Here is a 26303-nt window from a genome sequence, read left to right on the forward strand (position 1 = left end):
AATTATGACTGACACTTCTCCAAACGCGCCGGACCAAGGCGTTTTCGAAGGGCACAAGCGGCTCGAGAAAAACATCACACTGCTTGCCATCGCGACCTTTGTCACAGTAGCAATCGGCGGACTCGTTCAGATCACTCCGTTGTTCTATCTTGAGAACACGATCGAGGAGGTGGACGGCATGCGTCCCTACACCCCACTCGAGCTGGCTGGGCGCGACATCTACATACGTGAAGGGTGCTACACCTGTCACAGCCAGATGATCCGCCCATTCCGCGATGAGGTGGAGCGTTACGGTCACTACAGCCTTGCTGCGGAAAGCATGTTCGATCACCCTTTCCAATGGGGCTCCAAGCGTACCGGACCTGACCTGGCACGTGTGGGCGGTCGCTATTCGGATGAATGGCACGTCCAACACCTTAAGGACCCGCAAAGCGTGGTGCCGCAGAGCATTATGCCGAGCTATCGGTTCCTTTCCGAAACGCCTATCCAGATTGCGGATGTCTCTGCCAATCTGACCGCGCTTTCCCGCGTTGGGGTGCCTTACAGCGACACCGATATCGAGCAGGCCGAGAACGATATGTTCGCGCAAGCTGACCCAGAACTTGATCCCGGCGATCTGGCAGAACGCTATCCCAAGGCGCAGATCCGCGATTACGACGGCGATCCATCGCGGGTGACGGAGATGGATGCGCTGGTCGCTTACCTCCAAATGCTTGGCACATTGGTCGATGTCGACAGTGCAGCGGCACAGGCTGAACTTGCAGAGGAGCTGGGTCGATGAGCAGCTTCTACGACACATTTCGCCATTTTGCCGACAGTTATGGGCTGGTGATGATCTTCGGTCTCTACCTGCTGCTGTGCGGCTGGCACTTCCTTCCCCGTTCGCGCGCAGGTGTCGAACAGGCCAAGAATTCAATTTTCCGGGATGACGAACATGGCTGATAACAAACGCATTGATGAGCCAACCGGCACAGAGTTTGTCGGTCATGAATGGGACGGGATTGAAGAACTCAACACCCCTCTGCCGCGTTGGTGGCTGTGGACTTTCTACGCGACCATAGCCTGGGCCCTCGTCTATGTGGTGATGTATCCCGCATGGCCATTGGTCAGCAAGGCGACCGAGGGTGTGCTTGGCTGGTCAAGCCGGGGGGAGCTTGCCCAGGAATTGCGCGATGCACAGCTTGCGCGGGCCGAGACTTTTGAGCTGATCGCAGCAACCGACCTGACCGAACTTTCCAGCAATCCTGAGCTTATGGGGCAGGCGATCTCCGGCGGTGCGGCCGCATTCAAACAGCACTGCGTGCAATGCCACGGCGCAGGCGCGGCGGGTTATGCCGAGTATGGCTATCCCAACCTCAATGATGACGATTGGCTGTGGGGCGGTGAGCTTTCCGAGATCGAGTTCACGCTCACCCACGGCATACGTTGGGAAGGATCGGATCAAACCCGGTTTAACATGATGCCCGCCTATGGCGACTTTATGAACGCTGGCGAGATTGACGCACTGACAGCCCACGCCCTCTCCTTGAGCGGGAAGGCACAAAGCAGTGCGCAAGGGGCTCAGCTCTACGATCAGAACTGCGCCGCCTGTCATATGGCAGATGGCTCGGGCAGCCAAGAGCTGGGTGCACCGGCACTGAACGATGCGATCTGGCTCTATGGCGATGATCCGGCACAGGTGCGCGCGCAGATCGCTCAGCCGCGCCACGGTGTAATGCCAGGGTGGAGCGACAAGCTTGACCCGGTCACGATCCGTATGCTCGCCGCATACATCCACTCTCGCGGTGGTGGCGAAGCGACGATTGAGGAGCCTTCAGACGCCGAGCCTATCGCAAGTGAGTCCGTTCAGGCAGCGGCCGCTGACAAGGCGGAGGCTGATGAGCGTCTCTGAGGGCCTTGATAGCTCTCAGGGAGCAGCACCAAAACGCGATTGGGGCGGAGCGGTCGAAAGTCTCGCTCCGGACCCCGTCGCGGCAAAGCGCTTGGCCGATCCCAAGCGGCCTCCGCCTTCGCTCTATGAAAAACGCAAGGCGGTACACAACAAGCGTATCGATGGGCCGTTCCGTCGTTTCAAATGGCTGGTGATGCTCGTCACTCTGGGGATCTATTACGTTACCCCTTGGATTCGCTGGGATCGCGGGCCCTATGCTCCTGATCAAGCGGTGCTGATCGATCTGGCGAACCGCCGCTTCTACATGTTCAATATAGAGATCTGGCCGCACGAGTTTTACTTTGTGGCGGGGCTTCTCATCATGGCGGGGATCGGGCTTTTCCTTGTCACCAGCGCGGTAGGCCGCGCGTGGTGTGGCTATGCCTGTCCACAAACGGTGTGGACCGATGTGTTTCAGCATGTCGACCGTTTCTTCGATGGTGACCGCAATGCGCGCATCCGCCTCGACAAGGCACCGTGGCGCGCCTCCAAGACCGCCCGCCGCCTTGGCAAGTGGGCGGTTTATCTGTTCATCGCTTTTTGGACCGGCGGTGCATGGATCATGTACTTCGCCGATGCGCCCACGCTCACCTACCAATTCTGGCGCGGAGAAGCGGCTCCTGTTGCCTATATGACGGTCGCCGTTCTTACAGGCACCACCTTCTGGCTCGGCGGTTTCATGCGCGAGCAGGTCTGCATCTACATGTGCCCTTGGCCGCGCATTCAGGCGGCGATGCTCGATGAGAAATCGCTGATCGTCACCTATAAGGATTGGCGCGGAGAGAAGCGCGGCAGCGTCAAGAAAGCCGCCAAGAACCCCGAGGAATACGGCGATTGCGTCGATTGCCTCCAATGCGTTGCGGTGTGCCCGACCGGTGTCGACATTCGCGAGGGCCAGCAGATCGGCTGCATCACCTGCGCTTTGTGCATAGACGCGTGCGACAAGGTGATGAAAGACATTGGTCGTCCGCGCGGGCTGATCGATTATGCGACGCTTGAGCAGTGCGAGAAGGAGGCCGCTGGCGCTCCGCCTCAGCCCGCTTGGAAAGCGCTGATGCGTCCGCGCACCTTTATCTATGGCGGGATTTGGGGTGCGATTGGACTTGCCATGCTGTTCGCATTGGGAGCCCGAAGCCACACCGATCTCACCGTATCCCCTGACCGCAATCCACCCTTCATGCTGTTGAAGGATGGCTCCGTGCGTAACGCCTACACGCTGCGACTGCGCAATATGGAAGCGCGGCCTCGCGATATGGAAATTGCGCTTCAAGGCCTTCCAGCCGGTGCATTGATGTGGACCGACCGGATTGCCTTTGAGGATGCGTCGAGCAGCCAGGTAATCCGCGTCGATGCCGATGCAACCCGTTTGGTGAAGGCCTATGTCGTTTTGCCCGAAGGCAGCGCAACAGGGAATTTCACCTTCACGCTCACTTCGCTGGATGAGCAACGCGAAAGCGATAGCGAAGAGACCAGTTTCACAGGACCAGGAGACATTTAATGGCGGTTCAAAGACGCCCTTTCACCGGTAAGCATATGGCCGCCATTCTTGTGGTTGGCTTTGGCGTGGTGGCTGCTGTGAATTTCTTCATGGCCAGTCATGCTGTGGGAGGGTTTCACGGGATCGTGGTCGAAAACTCCTACGTCGCGAGCCAAAAGTTCAATGGCTATCTCGAACAAGCCGAAGCGTCGCGGGCCCTGGGATGGGAAGCGAATGCCGCGCGCGATGAGGCGGGCCATGTGGTCCTCACCACGTCTGACGTGCCTGAGGGCGCTTTGATCACTGCCAAGCTACGCCGCCCGATTGGCGAACAAGAGTTTGCTGAACTGACATTCGGCCTTACCGCCAATGGACAATATCGTTCGAGCGAACCGGTCACCGATGGTCGCTGGACCATGCGCCTCACGATCACCGCGGGCCAAAACACATGGGTCGAGGAAAGCGAACTTTAGATGACCGCACTCAGCCCCACTCTCCCAGCAGATCCAGACACGCTAGCTTCGCGCTTCACCGTGCCAGGCATGCGCTGTGCCGGGTGCATCGCCAAGATTGAACGCGAACTGCCCAAAGTCGCCGGGGTGAAAGCTGCCAGAGTCAATTTCTCGTCCAAACGGGTGGCGGTCGAGCACGATAAGGAGCTTGGCGAAGACGCTCTTCTACAAGCACTACAGGGGCTCGGATTCGAAGCGCAGCGCATAGAAGACAACCCTCTTGGCGCTGAGGAGAAAGAGCACCGCAAACTTATGCGTGCTCTGGGCGTGGCAGGCTTTGGCATGATGAATGTCATGCTCTTGTCTGTCAGCATCTGGTCTGGGGCTGAAGGAGCAACGCGCGAGGTCTTCCACTGGCTCTCGGCGCTAATTGCGCTTCCGGTGATAGCCTATTCCGGACAGCCTTTCTTTGCCTCGGCGTGGATGGCACTCAAATATCGACGCACCAATATGGATGTACCGATATCGATCGGGGTAATCCTCGCAACCGCGCTCTCGGTCTATGAGACCGCAACCGGAGGCGGGCACGCATACTTCGAAAGCGCGGTGATGCTGCTGTTCTTCTTGCTCGCGGGCCGCGCTCTCGATTCGACCATGCGCACCCGTACCAGAGCCGGGATTGGAGCACTGCTCGGCCGCATGGGCAAAAGCGCGAGTGTGATCGGGCCCGATGGCACTGTCGCCCGCGTGGATGCAAAAGAGCTTGAGCCCAGAATGCTGGTGCTGGTCGCCGCGGGCGAGGGGCTGGCGGCTGACGGAGAGATCGAACAGGGCGAAAGCACCATCGATAACTCCATGCTGACGGGCGAAAGCAAGCCGGTCCCCGTTGGCACAGGAGATACCGTCCATGCAGGCGCGATCAATCTGGGGGCGCCGTTTCAGCTGCGCCTGACCCACACATCTGATGACACGGCGCTCGCCGAAATCGCACGCCTGATGGATGAGGCAGGCCAATCGCGCAGCCACTATGTGCGTATCGCCGACCGGGCGAGCCGCACCTATGCGCCCGTGGTCCACAGCCTCGCCGCACTGGCCTTAGTCGGATGGATGATTGCGGGAGCGGGATGGCATCAATCTCTGGTCGTCGCTATTGCGGTGCTGATTATCACTTGCCCCTGCGCGATGGGATTGGCTGTCCCGACCGCGCAAGTCGTGGCTTCCGGCGCACTTCTGAAACGCGGTCTCCTCGTCAAAGACGGCAGCGCACTGGAGCGCTTGGCGGAAGTCGACACAGCTCTGCTCGACAAGACCGGAACCCTTACTTTGGGAGAACCAAGACCGGACATCTCCCTCCTTAATTCGGAAGCAAAGTCAGTCGCTCTGGGGCTTGCTCAGGCCAGCCAGCATCCCTTGAGCCGAGGGCTCGCACAGGCGCTTCGGGAAGATGAGATTGAGCCGGCCAAAATTGACCAGATCGACGAGACAAGCGGAAAAGGCATTGAAGGCGTTTGGCGTGGTGTCCGTGTCGCGCTCGAGCGGCCCAATGCGGAGACCAGCGACCTTGCCACCACCTTGCGCATCGGCTCGCAAGCCCATGTCCTGCGGTTCACCGATCCGCTCCGAACGGACACCCACCAGACAATCGAAGCGCTATGCATCCTTGGGATTGAACCGGCCATTTTGTCCGGCGATCGACGGGCCCCAGTTGAAGCCACAGCAAAATCTCTAGGCATTCCAGCCACGGCCAATGTGTCCCCTCAAGAAAAGCTTGCCGCGCTTGAGGAACTGCGCGGGCATGGTGCAAAACCATTGATGGTGGGCGATGGCTTGAACGATGGCCCTGCCTTGGCGGCGGCCCACGCCTCTATCGCGCCCGGAACAGCCAGTGATGCCAGCCAGCAGGCAGCCGACGCTGTGTTTATCGGTGAAAAGCTGATGCCCGTCGCACTCGCCGTGCGGGTGGCGCGCCGGACCATGGTGATTGTGCGTCAGAACTTCAGCTTTGCCATAGGCTACAACGCGCTTGCCGTGCCGCTTGCCCTGTTTGGCTTTGTCACCCCGCTGATCGCCGCGATTGCTATGTCGCTTTCCAGCCTAGTGGTGGTCGCCAACTCCCTGCGACTTGCGGGCAGTGCGAAGGAGAACACGAAATGACTGGGCTCGCATATCTCATCCCCATTGCTCTGTGCATGGGCACCCTTGGGCTCGTCGCCTTCTTCTGGGCAATGCACTCTGGCCAATATGAGGATATGGATGGCTCGGCCCAGCGCATCCTGATCGATGATGAGGAGGAGGGAGACCGCTCATGAAAATCCTCGCACTTTTCGCACTGGTCCCGATTGCGTCTGGTCCACTCCCACAGGAAGAGCGCACTTTGACGCTCGATCTGTGTCTCGGCGGTGAGATCACCATCCCTCTCGGCGATAAGGATAGCGAGCGCCCTAATGAGCATGACGGCGGCTGCCACACTCAGGCCTGCCATGCGGGAACCTGCCGCCAGAAGGAAAAACCCGTCAGGCGTTGATTCCTTTTGGAATTTGATCTGACGCAAAGACGATCCTTGGCTGAGCGGCTTATCTGTCCTCCTAATCAAGGAGCGCGAAGACTATGTGGCCCTATTTTCCCGAACTGCTCGAAACCCCCGTCCCGCGCTACACCAGCTATCCCACAGCCGCCGATTTTGGGCCGATCGAAACAGTCTCACTTGCTCAAGCTATTGCCGGGGCTAGTGGTGATATTTCACTCTATCTCCACATCCCGTTCTGCGAGAAGATTTGCTATTATTGCGGATGCAATACGGGCGCTGCGAACAAGCGTTTGCGAGTAATGAGCTACCTTGCCGCGCTTCATAATGAGATTGAGACGGTCGCTAGCCTTCTGCCGCGCGATGCGAGAGTACGGCGGGTTGCCTTTGGCGGCGGAAGCCCCAATGCCATTCGAGCGCGCGAATTCATCGATCTTGTCGACGCGATCCATCGCAATTTCTGGTTGGAAGAGACTGAGTGGTCGATTGAGCTCGACCCGCGCTCTTTCGACAGTGTCTTTGCCTCAGCGATCGAGGATGCGGGCATCACAAGGGCAAGCATGGGGGTGCAGACGTTTTCCGCACATTGCCAAGAGGCGATAGGCCGGGTGCAGGGCGATGCACTGATTTGCCGCAGCATCGATATGCTCCGCTCTGCAGGCGTGAAATCTCTCAATTTCGATCTGATGTGTGGGCTTCCGAAACAGACGGAGGAGGACGTCGCCGACAGTCTTTCCTATACCCGATTGCTTGGCGCAGACCGCATAGCTGTGTTTGGCTATGCCCATGTCCCGCATCTCGTGCCACGCCAGAAGATGATCGATCCAAACGCTCTGCCGGGCAGCAAAGAGCGTTTTAATATGGCCGCTCAAGCTTATGACTACTTGGCCAGCCATGGGTATGAGGCAGTCGGCTTTGATCATTTTTCCTTGCCGCATGACAGCATGGCGAAGGCGGCGCGTGACGGAACATTGTGGCGCAATTTCCAGGGGTTTACCGATGATCAGAGCGAAGTTCTCATCGGCCTTGGCGCAAGTGCAATAAGCGGCTTCTCTGGACTTCTTGCCCAGAATGAGAAGAACAGCGGCGGCTATCGCACAATGGCCTCGCAAGGCCGGTTAACCGCAAGCCACGGCATAGTGCGCACAAGCGAAGACCAGCTGCGAGGGCGCATCATCACCGAGCTTCTTTGCCAAGGGAAGTCGCAGCTATCGCCCTGCCTTCGTGCAAAACACAAGGGAAGCCTTGAGCCCTTTGTGAGTCGTGGATTGGCGGTGCTTGAAGAGTGCGAGCTAACCATCCTACCTGATGGCCTACCCTATGCGCGGGTGATGGCTTTGCTCTTCGACAGCTTTCGGCATTCCACGGCAAAAGCAATCAGTTCAGCGAACTAGGCATCGGAGAGCCACTAAACTATTGTATTTCTGATCAATCACCCAGATCGCTTGGCAATGGTGAACGACCACACGGTTCCATTGGGTCCCGTGTCGAAGCTTTTTTCCGCTTCAAGTTGTGCTTCCAAATCGTCGACTAAAGTCAGACCCAGACCGGCCCCTCCCTTCGCCATCATCGATGTATCGATGCCCAAGCCGTTATCGGCAATAGTAAGTTCGATCTGTTCCCCTCGGTCACGTAGGGTAACATCGATCTGTCCTCCAGCATTTACAAAGCCATGCCTGAAGGCGTTGGTGACGAGTTCGTTGACAAGCAGGCCAAGCGGCGTGAGGCGGCTGAGGTCGACGCTTACCTCGTCCAGATCGCTTTCGATCAAGACACCATCCCGGCCGAGACTTTCCGTCAGCAAGTCGATCAGCTTTTCGATGTAAGGCCGAAGTGCAATTTCGCTCGTGTCGCCGAGCGGCTTTGAATAGATATGGTCGTGCAGCAAGGCCATGGTGCGAGCACGGTTGGCCGCCTCTCTTTGATTTGACTTGGGGTCGGCACTATCCGCCTGTCGCCTGGCATCCATGTTGAAGAGGCTCGTGAGTAACTGCAGATTGTTCTTGGTCCGGTGGTGGATCTCCGCCAGAAAGGTGTCCTTTTGCTGCGCGAATTTCCGTTGGCGTCGAAAGGCTGTGAAAGCAAGGAAGGCCAGCGCGATCGCAAGCGCTGTCGTCACAGCCCCTAGCCCAGCTCTCAACTGTGACGCGCGGAGCTCCGAAGCCGTGAGAGCGGACTTCTGCTCCATTAGAGTGTATGAGGCTTCGCGCTCCTTCAACGCCAGCTGGATTTCGGAATTCGCGATCGCACGTAGGCCCGTTTCTTCGAGCCTGCGTCTGTTAAGCTCAAGTGCCGCAAGGGCATATTGTGCTGCCTCATCATCCCGGTCTATAGCGCTCATGATGCCAGCCATGGCCTCGGCGTAGTCAATCTTCGCGTAAAGATCGCCCGGCGCATCGAGGGCATAGAACTGACTATTGTCATCTGTTTTCATCAGCTCGCGCGCACGGAACAATGCCGAGCGAGCAGCATCCGTACGACCATTGTCGACATAGCGTGCGCCCAGCCATGCCAAAAGAGCGGCCGCCTCTGGTTCATCGGCTCTGGTGCCATGCTCCAGAAGTATCTCTGAAGCCATCTCGCCAGTCAGGAATGCGCGATCATAGTCGCCAACTTCGTAAAGAGAGCGTGCAAATCGCCCCGCAATCATGCCGTCGAATTTACGGAATGGCTGATCCGCACTGGTTTCCATTGCAGTAGCGAACCAGTCTGTAGCAACCTCATGGCGATTCGCCATCGCATGGGCTTTGCCCAATTGATATTGAGCCTTGAGCACCATATCAGGCCGGTCTGGCGAGTAGCGACGCATGATCGGAATGCTCTGTTCGATCAGGGGAATTGCGGAATCAGGATCGCCGATTTCTGTGAAGACAACCGCTCTGTTGATCAAGGTAGCGGCCGCCATAGCATGCTCGCCAATTCGCAAATAGCCTTCCTGCGCTTCCTCATACATGCTCATCGCTTCGGCATACTGGCCTGCACGCTTCGCATTTATGGCTCTGGAGTTGTAGCCATTGGGGATTATGGCGATGAAGCCGCTCCGTTTAGCTGCCTCAATCTGTTGCATGCCAAGATTCAACAGCTTTTCGTAATCGATTTGTTCGTCCGGGCCCCGAGCGATTAAGGCGGTCAAGAGACATGGTTCTTCGGGAGTGCCGCGTGCGGACTGGGCCCGACGGGACAAGTCAACAAAGCTCACGTTTGCTTCATACGCGGCAGCCAATCCAAGCTTATGACATGCCATTCCAGTTCTGAATTGATCGCCTAGATTAGCGAACTGCTCAAATGCTGTCGTGTAGTCCTTCTTCGCACTATTGTATGCACGACGAAGGTGGGCCGCTTCGCCCCTGTCAAAAGTGACGAGCGCCTGCAAGCCAACCATGTCGGCATGGTTGGTAAACAACGTAGTTCTGTCGCTCAACTCGCGGAGCGACTTCATCTCTTCTTTCGCTTGACTCAAGAGAAACTGCGCATGGGCAAGATAGCCCATTGCGAGCCAGTTCTTGGTGCGTGTCGCGGAACGGATCGCTGCGGCTATCTCTCTCAGATCGACAGCCTCGTCATTTCTTGCCGCCAGCATGATTGCCGCCGCCCTAAGGGCCTCACCGCGTCGGCCCCGCACCTGACGGGCGAGGTCTTCAATGTCATTTGTCGGAAGGTAGAAACGCGCGAGTTTCAAGTCGCCATCGACGATGGTGTGCAGCATTGATTGAGGAAGTGCAGCCAGCGCAACCTTGCACCGGTCAGCGCCCTTTTCAACAGTGTGAGCCGCCTTAAGTCGAATGGAGCATGCGGGCGGCAAATCGCCAGAAAACGCTTTGGCATCCGCGAGCACGACGTTTGACGCATGCCCAGGCGTAGCCAGACTTAACACGGCGAGGAACGCTCCCAGCCCGAGAAAATTCTGAAAACCGATACCCGTCAAATCAACATACTTTCAAAAAGCGCGCCGATGTCACAAGCCAAGTGTCATCCTGTTATCAAAGCGGCAGCAATCGTTCCGGCAAACCTCTATGCGAATTCGTCCTCGCAGAAAAAGAGTGGAGGTTGTCGCGTCGCACTGAATCTAACCTTCGGGGAATCTTTTGTAACTCCTGGCGACTGATTTGGCGAATCAATTAACAAAATGGGGCGGTGTTTTATCAGCAATTGGCTCATCGCGGTGCATCTCAGCTGTCGGACGAAAGTTGAAAACATGGCCCTGTGACGAATGTCCGAATTCGGGCGATGAGCGACGGCCTCGAAGCAGAAAGGCGAAAATCGGAGACATCAGACAAGGCTCTTGCCTCAATCTGGTTGCGTTTAAGCCAAGAGCATTGGAAGGCAGTAATTGAATTCTCAGACGCAATCCTCTCAAACTCGGGGCAATCATGACTGACAAGACCTTCGACATCATCGTCTACGGCGCGACGAGTTTCGTCGGGCAGATCATTACGCGCTACATGCATGATCAGTTCGCTGATGGCTCAATCACCTGGGCAATAGCCGGGCGCTCCAAAGCAAAGCTTCAGCAAGTCAGCAACGAGATTGGCTTGGACGGTATCGAGCTTCTTGTCGCCGACGCAGAAGATAAGGCGGCGTTGCAGGCACTATGCGCACGCACCACGGTCGTCATGTCGACAGTCGGCCCATATGCGCTCTACGGCGACACTCTTGTCGAGACCTGCGTCGAAAGCGGAACGCATTACTGTGACCTGACCGGCGAGCCTCAATGGATCCGCAAGATGCACACGCGCTATGAGGAGGCAGCCCAGGCATCAGGTGCGCGCATCGTGCATTGCTGTGGCTTTGACTCGATCCCGTCTGATCTTGGTGTTCATTTCCTCCAAAGCGAAGCCATGAAGAAGTTTGGTCAGAACTGTGACCGCATTGATATGCGGGTGGTAAAGATGAAGGGCGGAGCTTCAGGCGGAACCATCGCCAGCATGATCAACATGGTCAAAGAAGCGTCCGCCGATGCCGAACTTCGGCGTGAGCTTAAGGACCCGTATAGCCTGTGCCCACCCAACCACGGATTCACAGCGCGTCAGCGTGACGTAAGGATGGAGTATGACAGCGAATATGGTGGGTGGATCGCTCCTTTTGTGATGGCCGCCATCAACACGCGCGTCGTGCACCGCTCGAATGCACTGACCGGCAATAGTTACGGTAATGACTTCCGTTACGAAGAGGCCACCGCGACCGGCGATGGTCCAAGCGGCAAACGGATGGCGCGTCTGACGTCGCTAGGCATGGGTGCACTGATGGTTGGCATGGCTGTCCCTCCAATCCGCTGGTTGCTCGAGAAGACGGTTCTGCCAAAGCCAGGAGAAGGCCCGAGCAAGAAAGAGCAATTGGAAGGGAAGTTCGACCTTCTGTTCTTTGGGACAACCCCAAATGGAGACAAGGTCAGTTGCCGGGTTACCGGCGATCGCGATCCTGGCTATGGGTCGACCGCGAAGATGCTCTCACAGGCCGCCGCTTGCCTGGCGCAAGACATTCCGGATGACATTCCCGGCAGATTCTGGACACCTGCAGCACTTTTCGGCGACACATTGATTGAGCGCCTCAAAGCGTATGCAGGCCTTACATTTGAATTGCGGAATGAATAGCGAGCACGAACCAGCAAATTGCTTGGCTTGACCGGGCAGACTGGGATAAGCAGAATTCTCAAAACCCTCTAACCCTCCCTAAGGACAAGAGTGACACACAATTCTCAAGGCGATGTCTTTGCATCGCAGTCGATAGGTGGCGAGGTTCTCTCTACTGGAGCAAGTGCCAGCATTGATGCCAGCCGCATAGTGAAGAGCCTTGTTGCGTTTCGAACGCCAAGCGTTTCGCGCAGTTGGTACGAGCTTTCGGTTACATTCGTGCCTTTCCTAGTCGTATTCGCGATCATGATGTTTGCCGTATCGGCAGGCCACTATCTTGCACTTCTTCTCACACCACTATCAGGTCTGCTCCTGCTTCGGATGTTCATAATCCAACACGATTGCGGCCATGGCTCGTTCATGCCGGGAAAGAAGAAGAACGACTGGATTGGTCGAGCGATCGGGGTGTTGACCCTGACGCCTTATGATTGTTGGCGGCGATCGCATGACCTTCATCATGCAGGGACCGGAAATCTCGATGCGCGCGGTTTCGGAGACGTCGACACGCTAACTGTTCGTGAATTTCAGTCTCTTTCACCGCTCAAGCGATTTGGGTACCGACTGTATCGGCACCCCCTCACTATGCTCGGCTTCGGTCCAGCCTACTTGTTCTTGCTCCGGCATCGTCTTCCAATAGGTCTTATGCGAGCCGGTCCGATCTATTGGCTCAGCGCCATGGCCACAAACGTTGCGACAGGGTTGCTGCTTGCCGTTCTCGCTTGGCAATTCGGTTTGGACACCACCATGCTGGTTTTTCTGCCGACACTCCTTTTCGCGGCGACGACTGGGGTCTGGCTGTTCTACGTCCAGCACCAATTTGAGAGTGCCCATTGGGATGCCCGTAAAGACTGGTCTTTCAAAGATGCCGCCCTTCACGGAAGCTCTTATTTGGACCTGCCCGCCCCTTTGCGTTGGTTCACAGGAGGTATTGGCATCCACCACATCCATCACCTGATGAGCCGAATCCCATTCTATCGTCTCATCGAGGCGCTTGACGCCCATCCGGAGCTTGCGAACGTAAACCGCATTACTGCAAGGCAGACGATCAGACCTTTCCTGTTGGCTCTATGGGACGAAGACCAGAGGAAGATGGTGAGGTTTCGGGACATTTAGACACGGAGTGAACGAGCTTGAAACACGCAGGATCTTTGCGAAGCGCGTTTTCTCAATCAGAAACACACGGCTCAAACACACGTGTCGATCAACGAGTGTCTCCGATGCAAAATCAACTTCATCTTATGTCATACTGCACTCTCGTTGGTCAGCAGAGGTTTGATGTTCAACGCGGCGAGCTGAGCCTCGGCAACCAGGCGAAATTCGGCAAAACCCTGTCGTGAAAGGCCAGTTGCGACGACTTCCACCGGTCGCGTTGCCCCCGGTGCACATTCTCGCGCCTGGACTTCTATTTGCGCATCATTCGAAAGGGCCTCGTTCAACAAACGAATGGCAACGCCCTCGGCGGCCAGCGCTCGCAAGGCTGGTTTGTAGACTTTGCCGATCGCAGTCAGGGGGAGCGCTTCAAGGACCGTAACTTCCGCGGGTGCGGCGGGACGCTCGGAAACATGTTCGCGCGCATAATCGAGCAACTCGTCCTCGCTTACACTACTACCCGCGTTCAGCGTGACGAATGCCTTGGGAATCTCTCCTGCATATCCGTCTGGCTGGCCAACTGCCGCGACCATGTTCACCGCGGGGTGGTGGGACAGCGCCTCCTCAATCAGACGGGGATCAATATTGTGTCCCGATCGAATAATCAGATCCTTGGCGCGGCCTTGTAGCCAGACGTATCCGTCGCCATCGACCCGTCCAAGGTCTCCGGTGTCGAGCCAGCCGTCTTCATCGACACGCTCATCACTGGTCGACTGCAGTTCACCGGTGGCGTAGGCGGTCGAAGAAACCACGTTGGGATCGCGCACCAGAATTTTGCCGACTTCACCATCTTTCACGTTTTGGTAGGGCCGGTGGTCAACATCGATCACAATCCGGGCTTCTTGGTAAGGGGCGAATGGACCGACAGAGCCGGGTCGCTTTTCACCTCCAACGGGGTTTCTGGCGCAGAACGTCGATGCCTCGGTCATTCCATAGGTCTCGACAATCTCCGCATCCACTTTTGCAGAAATGGCATCGATCAAGGCCACCGGTAATGGCGCCGCTCCACTGACGATCTGTTTTAGGGACGAGATATCTCCATCGATCGGAATATCTTTCAATATCCCAACGACCGTTGGCACCACGGCGGCGCTTGTCACCTTATGCTTGGCAACGATTTTCCAGAAATCGCCCACCATGAAAGGATTGCGATAACCGTGTGGACCGCACAAAAGAATGGTCGCTCCAGCCGCAAGCGAGATCAGTGGCGTCGCGATCCCTGCGATCACATGATATGATGGCAACCCGGCAAGCGAAACATCGCCTGTTTCGTAGCCACTGCCCAACAAGCCCATGCAGGTGGTAGCGAGCTGATTGTAATGAGACATTGCAATCAGTTTCGGTGCAGATGTCGTGCCACCCGTGTGGAATGTGCTGGCAATGTGTCCCGGCTTGGGCGGCTTGATGTCGGTGAGAGAGTCAGCCGGCACCTCGGCGATCAGCTCAGCATAACCGATGGCACCTTCGTCTTGAGCATCGAGCGTGATGATCGTGACATCCTGCGGGAGCACCTCCGCCACCGCCAAAGCCTTGTTATAGACATCGCTATCAATCGCAGAGCTTACCGTGATTATCACCTTTACCCCGGCCATCTGCATGATGTTGCAAATGTGATCCTCAGACAAAAGCGGGTTGACCGGATTGGTTCGTCCAGCCGTGCTCGCCGCCAGCATACAGACATATGTCTCCGGCAGGTTCGGCGCGAGAAAACCAACTGCATCATCTCTGCCAATCCCAAGTTTGCGAAATGCATTGGCCGCCTTGGTGACTTGAGCAAGCAGGTCCTTGAAGCTCAGGGTTTTGGGCTCATCATCGGCCAAACCATATTCGAGAAACTTCAGGAAGGGAGCCTCGCCCCATGTCTCGGCCGCGCTGCGGACAAGGTCATAGATCGACTGTTCCGCGATGCGTTCTTCAATCGGAACACACTCGAACCGGCGGATATCATCGATCGGGACAAGAGGAGCCTTGTCCTCTAGGGACATTTTGATGAGTGATTGCGCCATCTCAAAACCCCCGGAGACTTGCAAAGTTCTCAATAGGCTCGCGATCGGTCACCAGCGAGTTGATCGGCGCATCAGGGTCTGGGTAGCCCAGCGCCATGCCACAGTACAGAATCTGGTTTTCAGGCAATTCAAGGTAGCTTGAGGTTGTCTTGTACATTGCTGACCATGCTTCCTGAGCGCAGGTGGCAAGGCCTTTCTCATGTGCCAGGAGCATGATCGTCTGGATGAACATTCCCAGATGCGCCCATTGCGGTCGGTCGAAATCACGATCGATACAAAAGAACAATCCGACAGGTGCGCCAAAGAGATCAAAGTTACGCGCAAACTGCATCATTCGCGCCATCTTGTTTTCTCGCTCAACACCGATCGTGGCGTACATGTCTTCGCCACATTTGAAGCGGCGCGCTTTGTAGGTCTCGCCCAGGTTGCTCGGGTAGAGTTCGTATTCGCTGCCTTCCCCGCGCTGGTTGGCTGCCAGGGATTTGCGAACCCTGCCAAGAAACTCCTGAAGTTTGTTTCCCGTCAACGCGTAGACGAACCAGGGCTGCAGATTGCTACCTGACGGGGATCGGGATGCTGTTTGCAGCAATTCGACCAGCGTCGCTTTCTCAACCGGTTGATCGGTAAAGGAGCGGGTCGAACGCCGGTTGAGCACGCTTTCTGAAATTGAAGTCATAGTGGCCGCCGCTTGATTATGATTGACTGCATGCATCCTTGAATGGATGGCTTGTGATAAAAACGGATAGTATGTATCCCTATAATGCATGCATGGTGATCGACTTCTACTGGCTGAAACTCTCATCACAGTGCTTGAGGTGGGTAGCTTCACTGACGCCGCCGCTAAACTCGGGGTGAGCCAATCTACCGTTAGTCGGCGGATTGCTGCGCTTGAGGCGAAACTGGGCGGAACCCCTCTGTTTCATCGGGGCACACGATGGATCGAACCGACTCAGGAAGCAGAGGCATTCGTTCGCGACATTCGCCTGATCATAGGGCAACTTGAAGCGGCCGAGGCCCGCATTCGTGACTTAGACGAGGAGCCTACCGGGAGGCTCAATGTGTCCCTGCCGCCCGCGCTTGGCCGTGCAAAGCTGGTTGCGCCCATTGCTCGGCTAGCCACGCGTCACTCAAGGCTGAGCGTCAAGATCGATCTCTCCGAAGATTATGTCGATCTTCGCGATGGCGCTATTGATCTGGCAGTCCGAATTCGACCGCTTGAGCAAACGGGAATTGCAGTCGAAAAAATTGGCGAGAGCCGGATCGGGATTTATGCCTCACCAGACTATCTCAAGACCGCCCCAAAGCTCGCATCGGTAGATGATTTGAGCGATCACCTTATTATCGGGCTGACCTCATTTTTTGAAAGAGATATGGCGGCGATGGCCCGCAAGCATAGGCGCGCCTATGCAGACATCCAACCCACCGTTTTGGTGAATGATTTTTCGGCCATTCGCGCACTGCTTCTCAAAGACTTAGGAGTTGGATTCCTTCCCGACTATGTCGCGCAGAACGATGTCGGCGACAATCGCCTAGTCAATTGCATTGGTGGGTTATCGATCCCCCCTATAGAGATCTTTGCACTCTATCCGCACGGATTGCGCCGGACAGCGCGGCTAGCCGCCGCAATGGAAGCGCTGCGGAACGCTACGACGAGGTGACACCGGTGTTCTGGCGGGTGCAGCGCCGTGGTCCTGCGATACCTTTGGCCGGCATGTGATTATTTGTGGACGAGAGCTCATCAAGATCGTGTTTCTCATCGTCCCATACGGCGAACTTCAGTCCGACGAATACGTTCATGCCCGTTGGCGCCTGGGCCTCAATCTCGCTCACGCTGGGCCTCGAAAGCACGCTCATAGGCTTCTACGGCGCCCCGCGCCGGTTCTATGTGACGGCCGAGTTCAACTTCTAGACGGAGGATCAAATCCAGCTTCGCCAGTTCGCGACTGAGCGGTTCCTAGATGCGGAGACGGCTCAGTCCATCGGCGCCCCTCGGCGGTCAGTTAAAGGCTAGTGCTGTGTGCTCGTTTGACTGGAAGAGACGGTGAATGGCCCAATCTCTCTTCAAAACCGAAAAGGAACCCTTGCACTTATTGTGAAATCCGGTGCGTCTGTTGTCATCCCGACACCCACACTAGTCAGGAGTGAGGCCCTCTCTGTCAAAGCGAAGGTCGCGCCGAGATTGAGGAGGCCCACAGTCGACCCGCTACCGATGACGTCGCTGAATTCCTCATCGACAAAACGCAGACGCGTCTCATCGCCAAAGCGGAGGGTAAAGCTGCTCGAGAGGCTCGACTTCTCATTCAGCGCAAAGGCGAGCCCTGCGCCAAACTGGATCGAATTGCCAATGTCCACACTGCCGGGCTGGTCTCCTTCGATTTCGTCGATATCGGAAAAGCTCATTGGGAAATTGTGGAAGTAGGTTACATTGCCAAACACAATCATTGGATCCAGCGTTTTGAGCGCTGAGGCTCCGATTGAAGCGGCCCAGACACCACTGCCAGTTGACAGCGAGGCTGGCACCTCGAGATTGCCCTCCGTGCCCACGACTTCGACTAGCTCAATTCCGAACGGGTCCCTCCCCGTGGGAGGCTTCACCCTTGCATTGAGAACAACATCGGGTCTGCGCACGGTTTCCTGCAACAGGCGATAGCTCGCCCCAAAACTGATATCACCCAGGCCGAATTCCTCAACGCGCGCGTCGGCTAAACCCGCGGCATTTCCTCCTGCTCCACCAGATTGAAACACCGATGAACGATAAATCAACGGTACGCTGATATCAAACTGTAGCCGATCAGTAGGGGCAAAGCGGCCAGTGAAATCTGTCGTGATAATATCTGAGCTTTGCTCATCAACACTGATGCGCCCTAGGAAGATTGCATCAAGCGCGAGAAACCCGCTGAGATTGATACGCGCATCGTCGAAATGAGTGTAATTGACCCCGGTCTCAAAACTGAATCGCCGCCCGAAATAGCCCTGTGTATCCTCAGTAATATCGGTGACCGATTGTGACGGTGCCGGCTCACGCCTGCGCCCGGGTTCCGCATCTTGTGGCGCATCTTCTTGGTCCTGCAACTCGGTATTGACGAAGTGCCGCGGGCCTCGTTGCAGTTCGATTTGATTGCCATGATAAACGGGGGCCATCACATTCGGCCCAAGGCCGCGACCTCTCATAGCCGCCTGCTCGTCAGAGTTCAGGGGATGAGCGCCCGCCAAACCAGCAACTTTCTCGAGCCGCTCCAGTCGATCTTCGAGATCGGTTATGCGTTCCTGTGCCAGCACCTCTCGTGCGCGCAGGTCCGCGATCTCAGCTTCCATTGCGCTACTATCGGTTACTTCATCGTCCAGCGGGACTGCTTCATATCCGATATTTGGTGTGCCGGGCTGGGCAGGACTCGTCTCCTGCGCATGGGCCTCTGTATTTGCAATGAGTGGTAATGCGGTCGCAATCAAAAGCGCCACAGCACGCTGGTTTTTGATCTTCGACATTTGATTTCTCCCCTCCCGTCAATCAAATCCTTCTCAAACAGCGATCCGTCTCATTCGTTTTCTTGACCTTTAAGGATGCAGCAGGACCCACAAAGTGGCGACATCTGGGATGCCGCTCTGGTCCAATCTCGCCAATTGTTGAAAGCGGCTCAGGGCCTCGCGGAATTCCGGCGAGTCCTTTCCGTCGCGCTCGCCTGCAAACAGGCCTCGCCGCGCCAACTGGTTTTGCGCGCGACGAATGATCTTCTCATAGACGAGCACGCTCTTTTCACCCTGACGCAGTTCCACCAATTCGGATTCGCTCGCTAACCTGTGCGGCATCATCGACACGACAAGTCGCTGCGCGACCATCGCGAGACCGTCTTCGCGGGACTGCTTGCAATGTTGATCAAGGATTAGCGCGAAGGCCTCAGCTGTGTGCCAGGGTGCCAGGTCGAATGTGTTGGGTTCATAGCGGTTGGCAGCCGTGAGATACCCTTCGATGAAGCCGAGATATCGCGCGGCCCGCTGAGGGTTGTTCTCCCGGGCGTCAGAGTAGGCCGCGCAACTGGCCCGTCCCGCGCCCTCTACAGCGAACTGACGATCGGCAGTTTCAGCCCGCACCATTGCTGTACCAAAGAGCAGGCAGAACGTGACGGTCGTCAGCATCAATCCAGCAACCCACAACCTGGTGCGATCATAGGCTTTTTGATTTACCCCGAGAAAATCCGTCACATCCCTCTCCCCTTCATTGCCGATAAAGCTGTTTGGACGTTATGTTGCTGAGCGCGACGCAGATCATCGACCCCGATGGTGATCGCCATTTCATTGCGGATCGAATTTAGGCTGCTCTGGAGGAGAACGTGCTGGGCGGCCTGATTCATCTCGCCGCTTATCCCTTGTCGGACGGATTCGTTGCCCCGCGTCATCACGATGCCCAGCTGATCGCGGGCCACCTGAAAATCGATGATTTCGCCGCCATCGGTTACCAAAGACGCGCTGGAATCGATCAACGAGACCTCCTCCATTGGGAGCGATTGAATCGATCCACTGGGGACTACAGATACATTTAATGTGTTGAGCACGTTGTTGTTTGACCCGGCGATTTCCTGGGTCTGGACCAGGCCTTCGACACCTTCCAACCGACCGATGGAGAATGTTGAATTTACCGCATTTGATGCGAGGCCAGGACTGCTCTCCGCTTGCAGACCGCTCACATCCATGGTTGCATCACCGCAATCTGCACAGGTACGGTCCCAAGAGATCTGGATCATCGGTGAAGCGCCCTCCAGATTGCCCGCTCCATTCGCGAAGTCGACATTGAACCGCAGCATAGCGAGGACCGTCACCCCATTGGCACTCTGCCAGCTCTGGAGAAGCTCGACCCCGAAAAAGTGAATATTGTCAGCCCGCACGAATTTCCCTCGCATTTCGGAAAGTTCATTGTCGGAGACCTCCCGGCCTAAGCCTTCAAGCCCGGTTGCGGGCGGACTGGCTGCGATGAGGCTCAAGGAGCAGACGCTCAACATCAGAGGACCTGCAAGTCTGTGCGTACGCCCCGGCATCGATCTGCCTGGACTGCAGTGATGAAGGTTGGCGTGTTCCATTTTAAGTCTCCTAGAAGACGAAGCTGTAGGTGGGCCCAAAACCCTGGTCGTAGATCTCGGCGTTCGGGACTGGTGAGCGCAAGCTGTAGAGGCGTGCAGCGGAAAGGGGCGGTGGTGGGTTGAGAAGCGCGGTGTCTGGGTCAAAACCTTCCCCGACGATGACGAAGATCACGTTGTTCCAAGCATCCTCAAATCTACGGCGCGACATTGTTCTGTTGCCAAGCGCGGGGTCGCCGATCTGGATGAAGTCCTCGCTGACCTTGCGAACGACTACGAAATGCTTGTAATTCTTGATATCTATCAGAGCTATTCCCGGGACCTTCAGCCTTTGAAGGGCGTCGTACTCGACCTCATAGCCTTGCCCGGTCATTCCCACCGCAAGCACGTAATTCTTCATGTCGAGCAGCGAGAAACCCTTTTCCCGGATCACATCAGGGTCCGCGATCTTGAGCATATTGACGAGCACTTGTTGTTCGCTGGTGTTCTTGTCGTAAGCGAAGTTGAAAATTGTCGCGAGCGCGGCCGCCCCGCAGCTGAAATCGGTCTGTTGGCGCACAAGATTGGTGAATTTGCGCATCCGCCAACTTGAGACAGTCTTGTAGACGGGTTGAGTGCGCAAGCCTTCCTGACCCACGGCAAAGGGCTGAATCCCTGCTGGCGCGGTTGCGCAGCCTGGCAGGTTGGCAAGGCACAAACAGCTTAAAGGAAGGGTGGTGAGCTTACGCATCTCGAACTGCCTCATACGGTGAAGGGGAGGACAGGGGACCGCTGTGATCGAGGTCCCCTGTCCTTGGACGGCCGTTTTATGAGCCGTCTCTGGGGGCTCTAAGAGCCGTCGCCACCACCGCCGGCACCGCCGCCGTTTCCGGCGCCAGCTTCACCGACCGCTGCGACCAGCGAGTTCATCTGCTGGTTGAAGTTACCGGCTGCGAGGTTCACACCAAGATTGCCCGAGCCGGTGTAAGTTCCGGCATTGATGATGTTCGTCTCATCCTGGATGTTGGCGAAGTTGCCAACGCTCGCCTGGATGACACCAGCAGTTGCCTCAGCCATTGCCGCATCTGTCGCGACAGCAAGAACCAGAGCATTTTTCTGCAAGTTCATGTTGCCAGCAGCTGCATTCAAGCCAAGGTTGCCGTTGGCATTGATCGTAGCATCACCATCGAACACCGTGTTGCGGGTGCGGAAGTTGTTCTTGTCATCTTCCTCCAGCGTGTTCGGATCATCGTTGATGTTGTTGAGCGTGGTGAGTTGCAGCGCGGTAAGCGATGCCTCTGCCATGCCGCCAGTATCATCATCGTCACCTTCGAAGTTCGAGACTGCGAGGGCAGCGATGTTCTCTTGGATATTGAAGTTACCTGCCGACAGGTTGATCCCGACATTGCCTTCAACATCGACCGAGAAACCTGCGATCGTGTTAATCAGCGGCGCGAAGAAGCCAGCACGAATCTGCGGTTGGACTTCACCATCGACCAGCCCATCATTCGGATCCTGACCAGCTTCGCTGATACCTGGGCCGAAGATCGGATCGACAAAACCGTTTTCACCGTTGAGCTCATTCTCTTCGTTGAACCAGAGAGTGTTGCCTACCAGGGACTGCTTGTTGTCGACCACGGCAACAGCCGCCGCATCGACGTTTATGTCGCCATTGAGATTGACGGTACCCGCAAGGGTCACATCCTTGGTGAAATCGATGTCGGTTTCAATCTCCGTTTCGATTTCGTTCTCGTAATGCACTTCCACAGTGCCTTCGAGACCAAGTTCTAGTCCGGGATCTGGCCGCTCTTCGAGTGAGTCTCCAATTTCGTCAACGAGATCTGCCACGATATCCTGTGCAAGAACGGATGTCGGTGCGAAGGCTACGGCTGCTGCCGCTACTCCCGTCAGGAGCACATGTTTACGCATTGTCTTTCTCCTTCATAGTGCTTCAATTCGTGCCGACCTCCATGGACAGCACAGCGACATTGGCCGAGGCGTTCCCCGTGCCACCGATGATACTCACCTGGACGATCCCGCTGCTGTCGCGGAACGCGTCCGGATCAATCCGGGCAATGTGTTCCGATTGTGCGGAGGCGTCGTTGGTGCTCAACGGCTCGGAGGAAGCGCGGGTCTGCGAAAGGATCGCAGTTGATGCGACCCGCCCTTCCAATCCTGTTGTTATCATGGCGATGTTGGCCTGCTGGTTGTTGGAACCCGCCGCGATATTGATCGCTGTCAGGCCCTGGCTTCCAGCAAAGGCATCTTTCGAGATTTGTGCTTCGTATCGGCGGCCAGACTCCGGGCTGGTGTTTTCTCCAAGTTGAGAAACGGCCGCTGTGTTTATCGCGGCCTCACCGGTGGCGATTGACGCTATATTTGCCTGTTGGTTGCCGTCTCCGGCGGCGATGTTGAGGTGTCTTACGCCCTCAAACCCGTTCTCTCCGCTATCGACAATGATATAATCGCCAACCTTCGCCGGTACCGTGTCGTTTGCATCTTGCGCGACGGCCGGGCAAGCTTGAGCAAATGCGATGATGCAAGCTGCATAGCCTACGAGGCGTGGGACAACCGTCATTGGCCGCCACCGTTTGCATTACCGGCTGCGCCAAATGCGTTTGATACTGACCCCAGTGCGCTATTGACCGCAGCGTTTGCCGAACCAAGGCCTGTTCCAATCGAGTTTGAAACGATTGATCCACCGCCCGTTTCGGCAAGGCCATTCAACGAGACCAGCCCACTTCGTTCGAGCGTGTCGGATGCCAACGAGTCGGTGGTGCCATTTGCGGAGTTGATCTTAGAAAATTGATCGAGCCCGTTTAGAGCAGATGAAGTGATCAACGCAGCCTGAGCGTCATCAAGCTCGGAAATCCCCAGCCTGATCGCGCCTTCGAAGGCCTGATTGGGAATCAGAGACACTTCGAGAATGTCCCCCGATCCGGTCGCTTGTGCAGGCCTCGTTGGCACGTCGCGTGTGATTAGCAAGCTGCCCGGTGATGGTTCGCCACCGGCTTGCGCCGTTTGAGCCGCAAGGCTCATAGGCAATGCAGCTGAAACCACTGCGGCGATAACCGAAAATCGGCCAACTGCGCCAAATGGACGCAGCCGATTGCTTCGCAGATTGCGATGCATGATCCCTCTCCCAATTTAGGGAAAAGGCGTTTGCCGAATCCCCCTATTGCGTGAGGAAGACTGCACTGGCTTTGAGAGTAAGACTATCCGAACGAATCCCTTGGGCCTAGTTCCAAGGTCGATTCGCCAACGTGATTCTCCTTGAGCAAAAACCTCACCTGAAAAACACCCATATCAGGTGATGATCACGCGAAATCTGTGCCGTCCATTTGATCAGAATCAAAGCTCGTCGCTTGAAATTAATGCAACAAATCAGAGCTATGGCTCAGAAGTTCGTTCGAAAAATGAAATTCTACTTTTCTTAGTAGCCGTGTCTACTGACCTTGATGTATTGTAAAATCTTGGGGGCGACCCGTCACAAGCAAATAATGGGAGGCTCGATCAAGGCGATACGCGTGATCGAGAACGAAGATCGCCTGCTTTAGAATCACATTCCTTGGGTCTGCGATGAACTATGTCTTGCGGTAGGAGGATAGACTTGTGATCATAGATAACGACGATGAGCCTTTGCATTTGACGCTTCGCGAAACTGAAATTTTGAAGCTTGCTGCTCTCGGACTAACGACGAAGGAAATGGCACAAAGGGCGGGGATCGCTCCAAGCACTGTAGAGCGGCACATTGAGAACACGCGCCTAAAAATGCGGGCAAAGAACCGTGTGCACATGATTAGCAAGGCGATAGCTGCCGGGCTGTTGACGGTCGAAGACAGCGAGAGAACGATTGAGCAAGACCCAAACAAGCTATCCGCTTGATTAGGCTTTGGGCATGGAGCGCAAATGGGAATCATGTCCCTACTTGTGGTGCATTCAACCTGACTCAAATTCGTCTTCATCAGAGACGCTGCGCCCTACGTTTGCAGTTCTTCGAGCTACCAGTTTTGCCGCTCGACCAAGGTCACGTAGCGGTTGACCGATCCCGTTTCTTGGTGGCCTCGCATTCGAGAATCTCACCTCGATGAGCCACTGCTCGCCAGAGGTATTGCTTCTCGCAATCGATGTTCGCAAACGGTGTTGCCAGACTAACTTCACCTGCTGAGTCGGCGCTGCTGTCATTCTCGCGCATGTCTCAGTCAGAGACCAAGAAATGAGAGACTTTCGCCTAAATGGGAGTTCCAAAAGAGTAGGAGAGACGAGCAGAATTGGCCCGGTCCCGTTACTCTGAGATCACCCTGAAAGGTGGAGACGACAGAACCGCTTCTTAATTTGAAAAAAGGTGGTGAGCCCTGCTGGGTTCGAACCAGCGACCTACTGATTAAAAGTCAGTTGCTCTACCGACTGAGCTAAGGGCCCCCAATTGCGAGGTAACTCGGTACTGACGAGAATCTCATGTCTCGTGAGAGCGCCCAACTAGGGAGGCAAAGGCGGTCGGTCAAGCCATCAGAGCCTGCTTGGGTGCGATTGTTGCGCTTTGTCCAGCCCAATACGGGTCAACTGGCGTTCGCAATCGCCCAATGCTCGGCGATTTCGCGGTTGCCGGGAGCGCCTTCCCACGCCTTTTGCAGCCAATTGCGTGCTTCGGCCTTGTTGCCGCTCTTCCACAAAGCCCAGCCCAATGTGTCTTGTATTTCCGGGCTTGTCGGGGCCTCTGCAAGAGCCCGGCGCGCGAGGGCAACTGCTTCGTCATGCTTACCCAGCTTGGTCTTCACAGCGGCCGCATTGTTGAGAAGCGCCGGGTTTGATTGCCCGGCCCCTTCGAACAATGGTGCATAGATACGTTCGGCCGTGACCCAGTCACCAGCACGTATGGCAGCGGCTGCCTCGCGCATCTCCGTATCAAGCGACGGTGCATTACTACGCGCGTCGATCTTGGCGCGGATGGTTGCCGGATCGCCCTTCCCCGACTTCTCTGCCAACGCAAGGGCTAGGATCAGGGCCTTCTGATCAGATTGCGGATGCTCGACAAGCGGAGCGATTGCCTCCCACGCCGCGTCGAATTGCTGCTGTTCGGCCAGACTGTTGGCGAGCACCTGGCGCGCGAAGGGATCACCGCCGGTTGCCTCGACGTAATCGCTCAGAGCAAGCGAGGCCATTGCGTGTTGTTCGCGCCCGGCATCAATCATTCCGCGCAGACGCGTGAACTCCGGCTGTTTGGCAAAGTCAGACGGCGCACTTTCAATCAGTTCAAAGGCTCGCAGAAGGTCGCCGGCGTCAAATGCCATTTGCGCAGCGAACAAGAGGCCGATGGGGTGCGAAGGCCCGGCATCATTGGCTTTGTTGATCCAGTTGCCCGCTTCCTGTGTGTCGCCCCCGTCACGAGCGATGGCTGCCATCGCAAGCATTGCGGTCTGATGCATCGGCCGCACGCTAAGCACCTTCTCAAAATGGCGCTTGGCATCCTGTACATCTCGTAGACCCAGTCGCAATTGCCCCGCAAAGAGATGCGCCTGACTGACTACCGGTTGAAGTGCGAGGACCGGCTCAATCCGGGCGAAGGTCGCCTCGGCCTTGCCCTCACTCCACAAACGCTCCGCATCGATTGTCACGAGCCGTGGGTCGTCCGGGAATTTTGCAAGTCCTTCATCCAGGACTTCATAGCTTTCCTCGATCTTACCATTAGCCAGATGGAATGCGATTGTGGCCGTGTAAGCCAGCGCATTGTTCATGGTGAGACTGCCAACCGTCTCGCCAGCGGCGGCCATGTAGTTGCCCATCACCTGCGCTTCGGCAAGCTTGGCGCGGGCGAGCGAATATTCAGTATGCGTCTCTGGCACGCGCTGAAACTCTGCAATGGCACGGTCTGGATTGTCCAAGGCAATTGCCGCATCGCCGGCGAGCATGCGCACCGCCGGGTCGTTCGGGTCAGCATCTATCGCCTTGCCCACCAAGTCGAGCGCAGTGCGTGGTTGGCCAGATGCAAGTGCCTCTTGCGCAGCGGTGAAGGGATCGCCCGGGCTTGTGTCACACCCGGAAATTACGGGGCTCAGAAGCAAGGCGGTCACGCTTCCAAATCGGAGG

Annotated in this window: 26 protein-coding genes and 1 tRNA gene; 13 read left to right on the plus strand and 14 right to left on the minus strand. The window is 56.4% G+C overall.

The genetic code is table 11. The features are described 5' to 3' along the window. Window positions 1-4: 4 nt before the first annotated feature. The 9 genes from ccoO (at window position 5) to Q0778_RS07620 (ending at window position 7777) form a co-directional block, all read left to right on the plus strand. On the plus strand, window positions 5-781 hold the full coding sequence (gene ccoO / locus Q0778_RS07580; RefSeq protein WP_298307851.1) for a cytochrome-c oxidase, cbb3-type subunit II: 777 nt from the start codon (window positions 5-7) through the stop codon (window positions 779-781). Further along, window positions 778-942 carry a cbb3-type cytochrome c oxidase subunit 3 gene (locus Q0778_RS07585; protein WP_298335214.1) on the plus strand — a complete coding sequence of 55 codons (165 nt, stop codon included), beginning with the start codon at window positions 778-780 and terminating at the stop codon, window positions 940-942. The genes ccoO and Q0778_RS07585 overlap by 4 nt, the downstream gene beginning before the upstream one ends. Next, window positions 935-1891, plus strand: a complete 957-nt coding sequence (gene ccoP / locus Q0778_RS07590) for a cytochrome-c oxidase, cbb3-type subunit III (protein WP_298307845.1) — start codon at window positions 935-937, stop codon at window positions 1889-1891. The genes Q0778_RS07585 and ccoP overlap by 8 nt, the downstream gene beginning before the upstream one ends. After that, window positions 1878-3428 carry a cytochrome c oxidase accessory protein CcoG gene (gene ccoG, locus Q0778_RS07595; RefSeq protein WP_298335216.1) on the plus strand — a complete coding sequence of 517 codons (1551 nt, stop codon included), beginning with the start codon at window positions 1878-1880 and terminating at the stop codon, window positions 3426-3428. Before ccoP ends, ccoG begins: the two co-directional genes overlap by 14 nt. After that, complete coding sequence (locus Q0778_RS07600; RefSeq protein ID WP_298335218.1) at window positions 3428-3880, plus strand: FixH family protein; 453 nt, start codon at window positions 3428-3430, stop codon at window positions 3878-3880. The genes ccoG and Q0778_RS07600 overlap by 1 nt, the downstream gene beginning before the upstream one ends. Then, window positions 3881-6013: a heavy metal translocating P-type ATPase gene (locus Q0778_RS07605; RefSeq protein WP_298335220.1), complete on the plus strand. Its 2133-nt coding sequence runs from the start codon at window positions 3881-3883 to the stop codon at window positions 6011-6013. Continuing rightward, complete coding sequence (gene ccoS / locus Q0778_RS07610; RefSeq protein WP_298307828.1) at window positions 6010-6168, plus strand: cbb3-type cytochrome oxidase assembly protein CcoS; 159 nt, start codon at window positions 6010-6012, stop codon at window positions 6166-6168. The genes Q0778_RS07605 and ccoS overlap by 4 nt, the downstream gene beginning before the upstream one ends. Continuing rightward, a complete protein-coding gene (locus Q0778_RS07615; RefSeq protein WP_298307825.1) occupies window positions 6165-6383 on the plus strand; it encodes a hypothetical protein in 219 nt (72 codons plus the stop codon). Before ccoS ends, Q0778_RS07615 begins: the two co-directional genes overlap by 4 nt. A gap of 83 nt (window positions 6384-6466) precedes the next feature. After that, on the plus strand, window positions 6467-7777 hold the full coding sequence (locus tag Q0778_RS07620) for a radical SAM protein (protein ID WP_298335222.1): 1311 nt from the start codon (window positions 6467-6469) through the stop codon (window positions 7775-7777). Between the two features lie 38 nt (window positions 7778-7815). Here the strand turns inward: Q0778_RS07620 and Q0778_RS07625 are convergent, their stop codons facing one another. After that, complete coding sequence (locus tag Q0778_RS07625) at window positions 7816-10257, minus strand: histidine kinase dimerization/phosphoacceptor domain -containing protein (protein WP_298335224.1); 2442 nt, start codon at window positions 10255-10257, stop codon at window positions 7816-7818. 496 nt (window positions 10258-10753) lie between these two features. On the opposite strand from Q0778_RS07625, the gene Q0778_RS07630 reads away from it, so the two are divergent. Beyond that, window positions 10754-11974, plus strand: coding sequence for a saccharopine dehydrogenase NADP-binding domain-containing protein (locus tag Q0778_RS07630; protein ID WP_298335226.1), 1221 nt, complete (start codon window positions 10754-10756; stop codon window positions 11972-11974). Between the two features lie 90 nt (window positions 11975-12064). Beyond that, complete coding sequence (locus Q0778_RS07635) at window positions 12065-13126, plus strand: fatty acid desaturase (RefSeq protein WP_298335228.1); 1062 nt, start codon at window positions 12065-12067, stop codon at window positions 13124-13126. Between the two features lie 128 nt (window positions 13127-13254). Here Q0778_RS07635 and Q0778_RS07640 read toward each other — a convergent pair whose 3' ends face one another. Then, window positions 13255-15147 carry an AMP-binding protein gene (locus Q0778_RS07640; RefSeq protein ID WP_298335230.1) on the minus strand — a complete coding sequence of 631 codons (1893 nt, stop codon included), beginning with the start codon at window positions 15145-15147 and terminating at the stop codon, window positions 13255-13257. Between the two features lie 22 nt (window positions 15148-15169). Next, window positions 15170-15844: a nitroreductase gene (locus Q0778_RS07645; protein WP_298307801.1), complete on the minus strand. Its 675-nt coding sequence runs from the start codon at window positions 15842-15844 to the stop codon at window positions 15170-15172. A gap of 88 nt (window positions 15845-15932) precedes the next feature. Here Q0778_RS07645 and Q0778_RS07650 point away from each other — a divergent pair, with 88 nt between their 5' ends. Beyond that, complete coding sequence (locus tag Q0778_RS07650; RefSeq protein WP_298335232.1) at window positions 15933-16826, plus strand: LysR family transcriptional regulator; 894 nt, start codon at window positions 15933-15935, stop codon at window positions 16824-16826. On the opposite strand, the gene Q0778_RS07655 is transcribed toward Q0778_RS07650, so the two are convergent. The 8 genes from Q0778_RS07655 to Q0778_RS07690 form a co-directional block, all read right to left on the minus strand. Continuing rightward, window positions 16813-16965, minus strand: a complete 153-nt coding sequence (locus Q0778_RS07655; protein WP_298335234.1) for a hypothetical protein — start codon at window positions 16963-16965, stop codon at window positions 16813-16815. The two genes, Q0778_RS07650 and Q0778_RS07655, sit on opposite strands and share 14 nt — an antisense overlap. Before the next feature lie 264 nt (window positions 16966-17229). Then, window positions 17230-18654, minus strand: a complete 1425-nt coding sequence (locus Q0778_RS07660) for a hypothetical protein (protein WP_298335236.1) — start codon at window positions 18652-18654, stop codon at window positions 17230-17232. Between the two features lie 69 nt (window positions 18655-18723). Beyond that, on the minus strand, window positions 18724-19368 hold the full coding sequence (locus tag Q0778_RS07665) for a peptidoglycan-binding domain-containing protein (protein ID WP_298335238.1): 645 nt from the start codon (window positions 19366-19368) through the stop codon (window positions 18724-18726). Further along, window positions 19365-20144 (minus strand): hypothetical protein, encoded by a 780-nt coding sequence (locus Q0778_RS07670; RefSeq protein ID WP_298307789.1) that lies wholly within the window; start codon window positions 20142-20144, stop codon window positions 19365-19367. The genes Q0778_RS07665 and Q0778_RS07670 overlap by 4 nt, the downstream gene beginning before the upstream one ends. A 106-nt stretch (window positions 20145-20250) precedes the next feature. Beyond that, window positions 20251-20967: a C39 family peptidase gene (locus tag Q0778_RS07675; RefSeq protein WP_298335239.1), complete on the minus strand. Its 717-nt coding sequence runs from the start codon at window positions 20965-20967 to the stop codon at window positions 20251-20253. A 98-nt stretch (window positions 20968-21065) separates the two neighbouring features. Beyond that, entirely contained in the window at window positions 21066-22145 is a 1080-nt protein-coding gene (locus Q0778_RS07680; RefSeq protein WP_298307783.1) for a hypothetical protein, read from the minus strand. Between the two features lie 22 nt (window positions 22146-22167). Beyond that, window positions 22168-22794 carry a hypothetical protein gene (locus Q0778_RS07685; RefSeq protein ID WP_298307780.1) on the minus strand — a complete coding sequence of 209 codons (627 nt, stop codon included), beginning with the start codon at window positions 22792-22794 and terminating at the stop codon, window positions 22168-22170. Then, entirely contained in the window at window positions 22791-23348 is a 558-nt protein-coding gene (locus Q0778_RS07690) for a hypothetical protein (protein WP_298335241.1), read from the minus strand. Before Q0778_RS07690 ends, Q0778_RS07685 begins: the two co-directional genes overlap by 4 nt. A gap of 480 nt (window positions 23349-23828) precedes the next feature. Between Q0778_RS07690 and Q0778_RS07695 the strand changes: the two genes are divergently transcribed. Then, window positions 23829-24101, plus strand: coding sequence for a helix-turn-helix transcriptional regulator (locus Q0778_RS07695; protein ID WP_298335243.1), 273 nt, complete (start codon window positions 23829-23831; stop codon window positions 24099-24101). A 142-nt stretch (window positions 24102-24243) separates the two neighbouring features. Here the strand turns inward: Q0778_RS07695 and Q0778_RS16340 are convergent, their stop codons facing one another. From Q0778_RS16340 to Q0778_RS07705, 3 genes are all read right to left on the minus strand, one after another. Then, window positions 24244-24411 carry a DDE-type integrase/transposase/recombinase gene (locus Q0778_RS16340; RefSeq protein WP_366519529.1) on the minus strand — a complete coding sequence of 56 codons (168 nt, stop codon included), beginning with the start codon at window positions 24409-24411 and terminating at the stop codon, window positions 24244-24246. Window positions 24412-24562: 151 nt separating this feature from the next. After that, a tRNA-Lys gene (locus tag Q0778_RS07700) sits at window positions 24563-24638 on the minus strand. Between the two features lie 137 nt (window positions 24639-24775). Beyond that, the gene (locus tag Q0778_RS07705) at window positions 24776-26287 is read right to left on the minus strand and encodes a tetratricopeptide repeat protein (protein ID WP_298335245.1); all 1512 of its coding nucleotides are present in this window, start codon (window positions 26285-26287) and stop codon (window positions 24776-24778) included. Window positions 26288-26303 lie beyond the last annotated feature (16 nt).

Source organism: uncultured Erythrobacter sp., from assembly GCF_947502395.1.
Classification (GTDB): Bacteria; Pseudomonadota; Alphaproteobacteria; order Sphingomonadales; family Sphingomonadaceae; genus Erythrobacter.